Genomic DNA, 15420 nt, shown 5'->3' with positions numbered 1-15420 from the left:
ACAATTTCTGTTGCACTTTGTTTCAAGTGCCCCCACCATTCGCATAGGGGCGGCATCGTCGTTGCGCCAGCCCGAAGGAGTTTAAACATGTCGAGGGGGACAAGGCGCCCGCGTACGCGCCTGCTGGCACTGGAACCTCGCGTGCTGTTCGATGGCGCGCTGGTCGATACCGCGATGGCAGTGCCCAGGCAGGACGCCGTCACGGACGCCTCCGACGTGCTTCACGAGGCTGCGCTCAAGCTGCCCGCGGCAGCTGTCGAAGCGCCCACTGCGGCCTCGCCGGCTGCGGTCGAATGGCTGGTCATCGACGCCCGCGTGCCGAACGCGCAGCAGCTCGTCGACAACGCCCGCGCCGGCGTGAAGGTCCTGATCCTCGACGAGAACCGCGACGGCATCGACCAGATCGGCGAAGCCCTGCGCGCCGACGGCAGCGCCGTCTCCGCCCTGCACATCGTCAGCCACGGCGCGCCCGCGTACCTGACGCTGGGCTCCACGGCGCTGGACGCCGCCACGCTCGACGCCCGCGCCGACGAATTCGCGCTGCTGCGCCAGTGGTTCACGCGCGACGGCGACATCATGCTGTACGGCTGCGACGTCGCGGCCGGCGTGCAGGGCGAGCGTTTCGTGCAGGCGATCGCGAAACTCACCGACACCGAGGTCGCGGCGTCCACCGACGCCACCGGCAGCCGCAACGCCAACGGCGACTGGGTCTTCGAATACCAGACGGGCGAGATCACCGCCACCGCGTTCCTGTCGGAGCAGGCCGAACAGGCCTACGACGCGCGCCTGTCGACGGTCAGCCTCTCCGGCGCGAGCGGCTGGATCCCGATCATGTTCGGCAGCGCGCAGGACCCGCAGGGCGACAGCCAGGCCAAGGCGGCCGATACCGACATCGTGGCCGACGCCACGCACGGGTCGCTGTACGCGGCCTACGACGACGGCGGCACGACGGGAACGTCGAACGACGACTACATGTACTTCCGCGTGCGCGTGGACAACCCCACGAGCTCGAGCCCGCCGGTGTTCAACGGCGTGCTGACGATCGGCATGGACGCCAACAGCGACGGCAAGATCGACATCTTCTTCACCGTCGACGGCCGCAGCAGCGCGCAGGTGATCCGGCTGATGGACCCGGGCACCGACCTGAACATCTCGCCCAACACGACGAGCACGCAGCCGCTGCCCACCGGCTGGCTCGCGAACAACGGCGTGTACGCCATGCAGAACGGCGTGAACTACTCCGCCGTGGCGGTGAGCGCGACGAGCGACCCGAACTGGAACCCGGCCGCGCCGCCGGTGGGCCAGGACACCGACGTCGGCAACGACGGCAAGAACGACATCTTCGTGAGCTTCAAGGTGCCGGTGAAGGACATCGCCGCCGTGCTGGCGATTCCCTCCCCGCTCGACAAGAGCGGCAACTACGGCCCGCGCGGCTCGACCGGCATCGCCAACTTCGGGCCGAACACGTCGGTGAGCTACGTCGCGTTCTCGCAGACGCAGCCCGGCCCGATCAACGCCGACCTCAACGGCGTCGGCGGCAGCTACGACAAGAACGCCGACTTTTCCTCGCTCGGCGTGCTGGCCGGCCCGATGACGCCGTCCAACCCGGTCAGCGCGGCGGACTACGTGAAGATCAAGGCGCCGGTGGACTACGCGTCCAACCGCGACGGCATCGTCAACGCGAGCGAAGACGACGCGCTTGTCATCCAGGGCACGTCGCGCGCCACGGCGAACGCCAACATCATGGTGGTCATCACCGACAGCGCCAACGCCACGGCGACCGTGTGGGCCACCGCGGCGGCGGACGGCACGTGGTCCACCACCGCCAACGTGAGCGGCCTGGCGGAAGGCACGCTCACCTTCGATGCGAAGGTGGTCACCGCCGCCGGCGGCACCACGCAGGTGGCGGGCTCCAGCGGCGACACGGCAACCGCACTGCACGACTCCGTCGCGCCGACGGTGGGCGTGAACACGCTGGCGACGGCGGGGCGGCCTTCGATCAGCGGCACGACCTCCGGCGTGCCCGTGGGCTCGAACATGACGGTGGTCGTCGACGTGTACGGCAACGGCGCGACGACGGTCACGTACGCCGCGCTCGTGCTGGCCGACGGCACGTGGACGGTGGACACCTCAGTCACGTCGCCCACCAGCGGCTCGGTGCCCTCGTCGGGCTTCACCTCGTACTCGAAGGTCACGGCAACCGGCTCGGACTCTTCCGGCAACTCGACGACGGCGACGGCCATCGACCGCCCGGTCGTCAACACGCTCAGCACCAACAACACCACGCCCACGATCACGGGCACGTGGGGCGGCACGAACAGCGGCACCGACTCGCTCGCCGTGACCGTGACGCGCTCGGGCTACACGCAGTCGTTCAGCGGCGGCAGCATCACCTACAGCGGCACCAACAACACGACGTGGAGCATCACCATCCCCGGCGGCAACCCGGTGGTGGCCGGCAACACGTACGACGTGACCGCGACGACCACGCGCTCCGGCGGCGCGACCGCGGTGGACTCGTCGACGGGCGAGCTCGCCGTCGTCACCGGGCCGACGATCACGATCACCGGCGGAGCCACGGCCAACTCCGGCACGACCAAGCCCACCATTGCCGGCACGTCGTCCGTGCTGAGCGGCTCGATCGTCGTGCGCATCGACCCGAACAACGACGGCACGCTGACCGACGCGCTCTATTACAACGTCACGACCAACTCGGTCGGCGCGTGGACGCTGGACACGGCGAGCTCCGCGCCGATCAGCGGTTCGTTCCCGGTCGCCGGCATCAGCACCGCGATGGGCGTGCAGGCCACCGCGACCGACAGCTCCGGCCGTACCGCGAACGCCACGCAGACGCTCACGCCGGTGACGCTCGCCATCACCACGGTGACCACCGCGGCGACGACGGGAACGACGGGGAGCGTCGGCTCTTCCGGCACCGAATACGGCATCGTGGGGACCTGGGACACCACGATCAACCGGCGCGAGGACGACAGCATCAGCGTCATCGGCACCGCAACCAACGTCAACGGCCAGACGGTGACGGTGACGTGGTCGGACAGCGACTCGGCGACGCCCGACGTCACGACAACCGCCGTCGTCTCCGGCGGCACCTGGACCGCGACGGGCATCGACCTGACCAGCCTGGCCGGCAGCTACATGACCGTCAGCGCCGCGATCGGCAGTGCGACGGCCACCAGCGGCGGCTACCTGCACGACAAGGCGCCCCCGCAGATCGCGTTCGCGGGCCCGCAGTATTGGGACACGAACGCGAACAACACCGTCACCGGCATTTCGGATCTCGCGTCGGGCACGACGATCACGATCGACGTCCTCGGCTCCAACAGCAAGACAAGCTCGGCCACGACCACCGTCAACTCGAACGGGACATGGACGGCCAGCGTGCCGCGGCCGTCGGGCAGCTATTCGTCGGTGACGCTCACCGCGAGCGCCGCGAACTCCGCGGCCGACTCCGCCGGCAACACGGGCGTGAGCGCGGTCACGCGCACGGAGACCTCGACCAACTCGCCCAGCCTGGGGGCGAAGATCACGATCAACACGATCGCGAGCGACAACGTCATCGACACGACCGAGGCCGCGTCCAACGTGCTGATCACGGGGTCGACGACCAACGGCACCAGCGCGACGATCCAGGGCAACGCCGTCACCGTCACGGTGAGGAACGTTGCCACGGGCTCGAGCAAGACCTACACCGCGACGGTCAGCACCGGCACGTGGACCGTGACGGTGGCGCCGAGCGACATCACGAACACGCTCGGCCCCAGCTCGACCTGGCTCGTTACCGCCGGTGTGAGCGCCACCGAGTCGCCCAACATCCTGTTCCAGGACGTCGCCCTGCCCAAGCTGCAGCTGGGCAGCGCGCCCACCACCACCAAGGGCGTGTCGATCACGGGCTTCGGCCCCGACACCAACCTCTCCGCCACCGACGACGACTCGGTGACGATCTCCGGCACGAGCTCGAACACGACGACCGCGGACACCGTCACGGTCAGCGTCGGCGGCACGAGCATCGGCACCGCGGCCGTTGCCGCCAACGGCACCTGGTCGCTCGTGACGACCAGCTTCGCGACGAAGTCGGACGGCCTGCTCGCCGTGGCCGCGGCCATCGGCACGTCGACGGACACGGTGACGGTGAACCACGACACCGTGGCTCCGGACATCGACATCACAGGCGGCCCGAGCGCCAGCACGAGCACGCCGACGATCAAGGGCACGACGGACCTCGCCGCCGGCTCCACGCTGACCGTGGTGGTCGACGTGGCGAACGACACCGCGACGACGCTGACGTACACGACCACGGTGCAGCCGGACCTCACATGGTCCGTGAACACCGCCACCGCGACGCCCACGAGCGGCAGCTTCCCGGCCACGGGGCTCACGGCCAACAGCCTCGTGAGCGTGAAGGGCACGGACGGCGCCGGCAACACCTCCACGGTCTCGAACGTGACGGTGAAGGCGATCACCACCGATGCCGGCACGAGCACGACCGACTTCCTCACCAACGACCCCACGCTGACCTTCAGCGGCATCGCCGAGGCGAGCCGCACCGTCACGGTGTACGTCGACGGCACGAGCGTGGGCACCGCGGTGACCAGCACCGCGGGCGCATGGACCTACGACCACAGCGCCACGTCGCTCACCAGCACGGTCCACACCGTCACCGCCGTCTCCAGCAAGTCCGGCGGACCGAACACACTCACGTCGACCGCGGCGCAGACATTCACCGTCGACACCACGGTGCCGACCGTGACGATCTCGGCGATCTCCACCGACACCGGCACGAACACCACCGACTTCTACACGAACGACCCGTCGCTGGTGTTCTCGGGCACCACGACCTCGGGTTCCGTCGTCGCGGTGACGCTCAAGGATTCGAGCAACAACACGACCTTCTCCACCAGCGTGGCGGCGAGCGGCTCGACGTGGACGGTGGACCGCACGGGCAGCACGCTGCCCGACGGCACCTACACGCTCACCGCCGTGGCGAGCAACGCGGCCGGCAGCACCAGCAGCACGGCGACGAAGACGCTGGTGGTGGACACGTCGGCCAACATCGACATCACCACCAACACCAAGACCAGCGACAACACGCCGCTGCTCACCGGCACCAGCGACCTCGGCTCGGGGCAGGGCGTGACCGTCACGCTCAACGGCTTCACGTGGACGACCACGACCGACGCCAGCGGCAACTGGAGCATCGACACCGGCACCAAGGCGCCGACCTCGGGCAGCTTCACCGGGCTCGCGGCCGGCACCTACACGATCAGCGTGAACGGCACCGACATCGTCGGTAACGCGGCGAGCAACAGCAAGTCGATCACGTACGACCCGGCCGCGCCGGTGCTCACGATCACCGAGCCGATCGGTGGCGACGGCGTCCTGGACCAGACGGAAGACGACAACGTCACGATCAACGGCACGACGACCTTCGTCCCCTCGGGCAACACGATCTACGTGACGATCACGGATGGCGCCACGACGCTCAGCACCACGGCGACGTCCACCGGCACGGGGTTCACCGTCAGCGGCCTGAACCTCGCCGCGATGCTCAACGGGACGCTCACGGTCACGGCCACGTACTTCGACGACGCCGGCATCCAGTACTCCGACACGGCGACGGTCACGCACACCAAGTCGCTGAGCATCGACAGCATCACCACCGACAGCGGCGCGGTGGGCGACTTCGTCACGAACGACAACACGCTCAAGTTCAACGGCTCCGCCGGCGCGTCGGCGTCGGTCACGCTGGTGCTGAAGGATTCGGGCGGCGCGACCAAGAGCACCGCCACGGTTACGTCCAGCGCGTCCGGTGCCTGGACCTGGGACTACACCGGCACCACGCTGGCCGACGGCACGTACACGCTGAGCGCCACGAGCGGCAGCACCACGTCGCAGACGATCAGCATCGACACCGTCGCGCCCGCGCCGGTGCCGACGGTCAACACGCTCACCACGGCGGACACGACCCCGCAGATCACCGGCTCGGCCACCGTCGGCAGCGGCGAGACGCTCAAGGTCACCGTGGACGGCGTCACCTACACGGGCGGCGGCGACGGCCTGACGTGGGGCGGCGGCACCTGGACGCTGCAGATCCCCGCCGCCAACGTGCTCAGCCCGGCGGGCACCGGCACGGCGGCCTTCAACGGCAAGTACGACGTCACCGCCATCGTGTACGACACGGCCGGCAACAAGGCCACCGACACGACGACCAAGGAGCTGCTGATCAGCGCCGACACCACCGCGCCCGTGGTGGACCTGGACCCGAGCGACGGCACGAAGATCACGAACACGGTGTCGTTCACGGGCAGCGCCCTGAGCATCGACGACAACGCCGACCCCGCGACGCTGGTGGAGGCGTCGGACCTCGTGGCGTCCCTGAAGGTCACCGTGGGCGGCGTGCTCGACGGCTCCAGCGAGAAGATCATCCTCGGCACGACGACCGTGTCGCTCGACGGCTCGACCGGCTCGCTCACCAACATCCCGGTGGGCGGCTCGGCGGTGAACGTGAGTTACGCGGGCAACGTCTTCACGATCCAGGCGAGCGACTATTCGCCGCTGTCGGAAAGCGCGGCGCAGCTGGTCATCCGCGACCTGCAGTACAACAACACGAAGGCGGCCTTCACCGCCGGCGACCGCACGGTGGACATCGTCGCGACGGACGACGCGGGCAATGCATCGACCGCGGCGCGCACGACCATCGTCGAGACGCCGAACCCGACGAACACCGTGCCCACCACGGTGACCGTGGCGGAGGACACGACCTTCTCGTTCACCGGCACCAGCGCGATCAGCGTCTCGGACAACCAGAACAACCTGGCGAGCACCAAGCTCACGGTGGCCAGCGGCACGCTGGGCGTGACGCTGGCAGGCTCGGCGTCGGCCAGCGGCAACGGGACGGGCACGCTGACGATCACGGGCTCGCAGACCGACATCAACAGCACGCTCGCCACGCTCACCTACAAGGGCACGAGCAACTTCAACGGCAGCGACACGCTGACGGTGCTGTCGACGGATTCGTCGGCGTACACGGACTCGGATACGGTTTCGATCACGGTCACGCCGGTCAACGACGCGCCGGTCAACACGCTGCCGACGACCTACACCACGTCCGAGGACACGGGCGTGCAGCTCACCGGCATCTCGTTCGCGGACGTGGACGTCGGCACCGGCTCGGCCAAGGTCACGCTGTCGGTCGGCTCCGGCACGCTGACGGCCAGCTCCACGGCGCAGGTGACGGTCACCGGCTCGGGTGGATCGTCGATCGTGCTGGACGGCAAGGCGACCGACATCAACACGTACCTGGCCGGCGCCTCCGCGCCGACCTTCAACCCCGCGGCCAATGCCAACGGGACGGTCACCCTGACGATGGTGACCAGCGACCTGGGCAACACCGGCGGCAGCGCGCAGACCGACACCGACACGAGCACGATCACCGTCAGCGCGGTGAACGACGCACCGGTCAACACGCTGCCCACGACGTACACCACCGCCGAGGACACGGCGGTGCAGCTGACGGGCATCTCGTTCACGGATGTCGATGCGGGCACGGGCACCGTCAAGGTGACGCTCTCGGTCGGCTCTGGCACGCTCACGGCGAGTTCGACGGCGCAGGTCACCGTCGGCAACTCGGGCAGCGCGTCGATCATCCTGACCGGTACCGCGGCGGACATCAACGCGTACCTCGCGACCACCACCGCGCCGACGTTCACGCCGGCCGGCAATGCGACGAGCGACGTCACCCTGACGATGGTGACGAGCGACGAGGGCAACACCGGCGGCTCGGCGAAGACGGACACCGACACCAGCACGATCTCGATCAACGCGTCGAACGACCCGCCGGTCAACACGCTGCCCGCCACGTACACCACCGCCGAGGACACGTCGCTGCAGCTGACGGGCATCTCCTTCGCCGACCCCGACGCCGGCACCGGCGCGGTCAAGGTGACGCTGTCGGTCGGCTCCGGCACACTGACGGCGAGTTCCACCGCGAATGTGACGGTCGCGAATTCGGGCACGAGCTCGATCACGCTGACCGGCAAGGCGACGGACATCAACAGCTACCTGGCGACGACGACGGCGCCGACGTTCACGCCGGCATCCAACGCGACGGCCGACGTGACGCTGACGATGGTCACGAACGACCAGGGCAACACGGGCGGCGCGGCCCAGACCGACACCGACACCAGCACCATCTCGATCACCGCGTCGAACGACCCGCCGGTGAACACGCTGCCGACGACGTTCAGCACCAACGAGGACACGCCGCTCACCCTGTCCGGCATTTCGTTCGCCGACCCGGACGCCGGCTCCGGCACGGTGAAGATGACCCTGACGGTGGGCTCCGGCGCACTGACGGCGACGGGTACGGCGCAGGTCGGCGTCACCGGCTCGGGCGGCACGTCCATCGTTCTGACCGGCACCGCCGCGGACATCAACAGCTTCCTCTCGGCCACGGCACCCACCTTCAACCCGGCGACGAACGCCAACGGCAGCGTCTCGCTGACGATGGTGACCAACGACCAGGGCAACACGGGCGGCAGCGCGCAGAGCGACAGCGACACGACGTCGATCACCGTCAACGCGGTGAACGACGCGCCCGACGCGAAGGACGACTCGGCAACGACCTCGCTCAACACCGCGACGACCATCACGGTGCTGTCGAACGACGTCGACGTCGAGAACGACACGCTCACGATCACCGAGGTGGGCGGCCAGGCGATCACGTCCGGCCAGACCAAGACCGTGACCGACGGCACGGTCAAGCTCAATGCGGGCGGCACGCTGACCTTCACGCCCACGACGGGGTTCCTGGGCAACACCACCTTCACATACAAGGTGAGCGACGGCAACGGCGGCACCGACACGGCGACGGTCTCCGTCACGGTCAACAACTCCGCCGCGCCGACCAACAACGTGCCCGCGGCACAGACGGTCAACGAAGACACCACGCTCACCTTCAGCAGCGGCAACGGCAACCTCGTGAGCGTGAGCGACGCGCAGGGCGACCTCGCGACGACCAAGCTGTCGGTGACCAACGGCGTGCTCAACGTCTCGCTCAAGGGCGCCGCGTCGATCTCGCTGGGCTCCAACAATTCGTCCTCGCTGACGATCTCCGGCACGCAGACGGACATCAACGACACGCTGGCAACGCTCACGTACAAGGGCACGGGCAACTTCAACGGCGCCGACACGCTGACCGTGGTGTCCACGGACGCGACCTCCGCGACCGACACGGACACGGTCGGCATCACGGTGAGTGCCGTCAACGACGCACCCGTGGCGACCATCACGCCCACGAGCTACAGCGCCACCGAGCAGGTGGGCCTGACGCTGCAGGGCACGGGCCTGTCGATCAGCGACGTCGACGCGGGTGGCGCGACCGTCACGGCCACGCTGTCGGTCGGCGCCGGCGCGCTCACCGTTGCGCTCGGCTCCACCGGCGCTTCGCAGAGCGGGTCGGGTACCGGCACCGTGGTTCTCACCGGCACGCTCACGCAGATCAACGACGTGCTCGCCGGCAACGGTAGCGCGACCGTCAGCTACGCGGCGACGGGCGACGCGCCCCCGGCCACCGACACGCTGACGCTGAAAGTCGACGACGGCGGCGCCACGGGCAGCGGCGGCGCGCTCACGTCCACGGCTTCCGCAACGATCAACATCACGGCGGTCAATGACGGCCCGACCAACACGTTGCCGGCCACATTCACGACAGCCGAGGACACGAGCCTGCAATTGACCGGCCTGTCCATCGCGGACCCCGATGCGGGCACCGGCACGATGAAGGTGACGCTGTCGGTGAATTCCGGCTCGCTGACCGCGAGCGACGCGAGTTCCGTCACCGTCACGGGCTCGCCGGGCGGCTCCATCGTGCTCACGGGCACTCGGGCCAACATCAACACCTTCCTCGGCGGCGCATCGGCGCCCACGTTCGTGCCGACGGCAGACGCCAACGGCACCGTCACGCTGACGATGGTGACGAGCGACGAAGGCAACACCGGCGGCGGCGCGCTGACCGACACGGACACGAGCACGATCACCGTCAGCGCCGTCAACGACGCACCGGTGAACGGCTTCCCGGCGGCGACCCAGACGGTTGCCGAGAACACGACGCTCACCTTCAGCAGCGGCAACTCGAACCTGGTGTCGATCTCCGACGTCGATGCCGGCAGCGGTTCGGTCAAGGTGACGCTGGGCGTCTCGCACGGCGCGCTCACCCTGTCCGGCACCACCGGCCTCGCGTTCAGCAGCGGCGACGGCACGGCCGATGCGTCAATGACCTTCGCGGGCACGCTCACGGACGTGAACAACGCGCTGAAGGGCATGACGTACACGCCCACCAGCGGCTACAACGGCGCGGACACGCTGGCCATCGACACGAGCGACCAGGGCAACACCGGCTCGCCCGGCGCGAAGACCGACAGCGACACGGTGTCCATCACCGTCGCGGCGGTGAACGACCCGCCGGTGGCGACGATCACGCCCACCAGCTACAACGCGAACGAACAGGCCAGCCTCACGCTGCAGGGCACGGGCCTGTCGATCAGCGACCCGGACGCGGGCACCGCCACCGTCACGGCGACGCTGTCGGTCGGCGCGGGCGCCATCACCGTGGCGCTGGGCTCCACCGGCGCCACGCAGAGCGGCTCCGGCACCGGCACCGTGGTGCTCACCGGCACGCTCACGCAGATCAACGACGTACTGGCCGGCAACGGCAGCGCGACGGTGACGTATGCATCCACCAGCGACACGCCTCCCGCCACGGACACGCTCACGCTGAAAGTCAGCGATGGCGGCGCCACGGGCGTCGGCGGCACGCTCACGGCCACGGACACGGCGACGATCAACCTCACGGCCGTCAACGATGCGCCGACCGCGACGATCACCCCCGCCAGCTACAGCGCGACCGAGCAGGTGGCGCTGTCGCTGCTGTCGACGCTGTCGATCTCCGACGCGGATTCCGCCGGCGCGCTGATCAAGGCCACCTTGAGCGTCGCGTCGGGCAGCCTCACCGTCTCAACCGGAACGACCGGCGTCGCGGCAACGCAGCCCAACGGCACGACGATCGTGCTGGTCGGCACGGTCACGGAGATCAGCAACCTGCTGGCCGGCAGCGGCGGTGCGACGCTGAACTACACGTACCAGGGCGATACGCCGCCCGCCACGGACACGCTGACGCTGTCGGTCGACGATCTTGGCAACACCGGCACCGGCGGCGCGAAGAATGCGACGGCCAGCAAGACCATCAACCTGACCGCCGTCGACGATGCGCCGGTCAACACCGTACCCGGCGCGCAGACCGTCGCCGGTGGCGGCACGATCACTTTCACCGGCGGCAGCGCGATCCAGGTCGCGGACGCAGATGCGGGCTCGGCCGACGTGCAGGTCACGCTGAGTGTTGCGCACGGTGCGCTGACTTTGTCCGGCACGACCGGCCTGACCTTCACAGGCGGCGACGGCACCGCGGACCCGTCGATGGTGTTCACGGGCACGCTCACCAACGTGAACGCCGCGCTGGCCGGCATGACCTACACGCCGACGGCGGGGTACAGCGGCAGCGACACGCTGACGATCCGCACCAACGACCAGGGCAACACCGGCACCGGCGGCCCGCTCGCGGACACCGACACGGTGGCGATCACGGTCAGCGACACGACCGCGCCGACGATCACGGGCGGCACGACGATCAACTACACCGAGAACCGCACGACGGCCAGCACGCTCGGCACGGTGACCGCCACCGATGCCGTCGGCGTGACGCAATGGCGTTTCTCGGCGACGAACGCGGCGATCAGCTCGGACGGTTACTTCACGATCGACAGCAGCGGCGCGATCAAGCTGACCACGGCCGGCGCGGCCGCGGGTGCGGCGAGCAACGACTACGAGACGACACCGAACACCTTCACGCACAGCGTGCAGGCGGGCGATGCGGCGGGCAACTGGAGCACGGCCACGGCCGTGACGCTGAACGTCCAGGACGACACGTCGGACGACCTGACGGCGCCGGTGCTGGACCTCGATGGTGCGACTTCGGGCGTGAACTACAGCGTCACGAGCGCCAATGGCGCGATCGTGAGCCTGGACAACAACGGCAACGCCGCGACGATCGTCGAGGCGAGCGACAAGGTCGCGACGATCTCGATCTCCGCCGGCAGCTCGCCGGATGGCGCGAACGAGCTCCTGACGATCGGCACGCTCACCGCCGTTCGCACGGACGGCACCGGTTTCACCACGCAGACGAACAAGACCGTCGCCGGTGTGGCCGTGGACATTGCCTACACGGGCGGCGCCTACGTCATCAGCAAGACCGGCAGCGGCAACCTGACGACGGCCGAAGCGCAGGGCATCGTCCGCGCGCTGCAGTACGAAGACACGAAGAGCGCCTTCACGGCGGGCAACCGCACCTTCACGATCACCGTGAAGGACGCGAACAACAATACGGGAACGGCCACGGCGACGGTCGCCGTGACGGACACGACGGCGCCGACGATCACGGGCGGCACGACGGTGAACTACACCGAGAACCGCGCAACGACCGACACCCTCGGCACGGTCACGGCGACGGATGCCCTGGGGGTGACGAACTGGCGCTTCTCGGCGACCGGTGGCCAGGTCAGCTCCGACGGTTACTTCACCATCGACAGCAGCGGGCAGATCAAGCTCACGGCTGCCGGTGCTGCGGCGGGCGTGGCGTCCAACGACTACGAGACCACACCCAACACCTTCACGCACAGCGTGCAGGCGGGTGACGCGGCCGGGAACTGGAGCACGGCGACGGCAGTGACGCTGAACGTACTCGACGACACGACGGACGACACGACCGCGCCGGTCCTCGACCTCGACGGCGCCACGAGCGGCGTGAACTACAGCGTCACGAGTGCAAACGGCGCAATCGTCAGCCTCGACAACAACGGCAACGCTGCGACGATCGTAGAAGCCAGCGACAAGATCGCGACGATCTCCATCGCTGCCTCCGGCATCACCGATGGCGCCAACGAGCTGCTGACGATCGGCACGCTGACGGCCGTTCGTGCAGACGGCACCAGCTACGTCGACCAGACCAACAAGACGGTCGCCGGCGTCGCCGTCGACATCGCCTACACCGGCGGTGCCTACGTCATCAGCAAGAACGGTGGGGGCAATCTCACGACGGCGGAGGCGCAGGGCATCGTCCGTGCGCTGCAATTCGAAGACACGAAGTCGGCGTTCACCGCGGGCAACCGGACCTTCACGATCACCGTGAAGGATGCGAACAACAACACGGCCAGCGCGACGTCGACGGTGACGGTGAGTGACACGACGGCGCCGACCATCACGGGCGGCACGACTGTCAACTACACCGAGAACCGGACCACGTCCGACACGCTCGGCACCGTCACGGCTACCGACGCGGTCGGCGTGACCAATTGGCGATTCTCCGCGACGGGCGGCCAGGTCAGCTCCGACGGTTACTTCACCATCGACAGTACCGGCAAGATCAAGCTCACTTCTGCCGGTGCGGCGGCCGGGATCGCCAGCAACGACTACGAAACGACCCCCAACACCTTCACGCACAGCGTGCAGGCGGGTGACGCGGCAGGTAACTGGAGCACGGCGACGGCCGTGACGCTGAATGTCCTCGACGACACGACCGACGACACGACGGCTCCGGTGCTGGACCTTGACGGCGCCACCAGCGGTGTGAACTACAGCGTCACGAGTGCCAATGGCGCGATCGTGAGCCTGGACAACAACGGCAGCGCAGCCACGATGGTTGAAGCCAGCGACAAGATCGCGACGATCTCGATTGCCGCGTCTGGCATCAGCGACGGCGCGAACGAGCTGCTCACGATCGGCACGCTGACCGCCGTTCGTGCAGACGGCACCAGCTACGTCGACCAGACGAACAAGACGGTCGCCGGCGTGGCTGTCGACATCGCGTACACCGGTGGTGCCTACGTCATCAGCAAGAACGGCGGCGGTAACCTGACGACCGCTGAAGCCCAAGGCATCGTCCGGGCCCTGCAGTACGAAGACACCAAGAGCGCGTTCACGGCGGGCAACCGCACCTTCACGATCACCGTAAAGGACGCGAACAACAATACCGCGAGCGCAACTGCGACGGTCACGGTCTCCGACACGACGGCACCGACGATCACCGGCGGCACGACGTTCAACTACACCGAGAACCGCACGACAGCCAACACGCTGGGCACGGTGACGGCCACCGATGCCGTGGGTGTGACCAACTGGCGTTTCTCCGCGACCGGCGGCCAGGTGAGCTCGGACGGCTACTTCACGATCGACAGCAGCGGCCAGATCAAACTGACCGCTGCCGGCGCGGCCGCGGGCGTTGCCTCGAACGATTACGAAACGACGCCCAACACCTTCACGCACAGCGTGCAGGCGGGTGACGCGGCAGGCAATTGGAGCACCGCGACGGCCGTCACGCTGAACGTCCTCGACGACACAACCGACGACACCACCGCTCCGGTGCTGGACCTCGATGGCGCCACGAGCGGTGTGAACTACAGCGTCACGAGCGCAAACGGCGCAATCGTCAGCCTCGACAACAACGGCAACGCTGCGACGATCGTAGAAGCCAGCGACAAGATCGCGACGATCTCGGTTTCCGCCGGCAGCTCGCCCGATGGCGCGAACGAGCTCCTGACCATTGGGACGCTGACGGCGTCGCGCACCGACGGCACTGGCTTCACGAACCTGACGAACCAGACGGTCGCGGGTGTCGCGGTGGACATCGCGTTCAGCGGCGGCGCCTACGTCATCAGCAAGAACGGCGGCGGCAACCTCACGACGGCCGAAGCGCAAGGCGTCGTCCGCGCGTTGCAGTACGAAGACACGAAGACGTCGTTCACCGCCGGCAGCCGCACGTTCACGATCACCGTGAAGGACGCGAACAACAATACGGCCAGCGCGACCTCAACCGTGGCCGTGAGCGACACGACGGCGCCGACCATCACGGGCGGCACGACTGTCAATTACACGGAGAACCGGACCACGTCCGACACGCTCGGCACCGTCACGGCCACCGACGCGGTCGGTGTGACGAACTGGCGCTTCTCGGCCACCGGTGGCCAGGTCAGCTCGGACGGCTACTTCACCATCGACAGCACCGGCAAGATCAAGCTGACCGCGGCCGGTGCCGCGGCCGGGATCGCCAGCAACGACTACGAGACGACGCCCAATACCTTCACGCACAGCGTCCAGGCCGGCGATGCCGCGGGCAACTGGAGCACGGCGACGGCGGTGACTCTGAACGTGCTTGACGACACGACCGACGACACCACGGCGCCGGTGCTGGACCTCGACGGCGCCACGAGCGGCGTGAACTACAGCGTCACGAGTGCAAACGGCGCAATCGTCAGCTTGGACAACAACGGCAATGCGGCCACGATCGTTGAAGCC

At 68.3% G+C, this 15420-nt stretch carries 1 protein-coding gene (cut by a window edge); it reads left to right on the top strand.

Annotation, left to right across the window (positions count from 1 at the left end):
- Positions 1-87 precede the first annotated feature (87 nt).
- Positions 88-15420 carry the 5' portion of a DUF4347 domain-containing protein gene (locus H8R02_RS02430; RefSeq protein ID WP_187079747.1) on the top strand. The gene runs 12042 nt beyond the window's last position, so 15333 of the gene's 27375 nt are visible here — the first part of the coding sequence; the start codon lies at positions 88-90; its stop codon lies off the right edge, out of view.

Source organism: Ramlibacter albus (genome assembly GCF_014297445.1).
Taxonomy (GTDB): domain Bacteria; phylum Pseudomonadota; class Gammaproteobacteria; order Burkholderiales; family Burkholderiaceae_C; genus Ramlibacter; species Ramlibacter albus.
The sequence above is the reverse complement of the archived record's forward strand: the minus strand, read 5'-3'. Positions and strand labels throughout refer to the sequence as shown.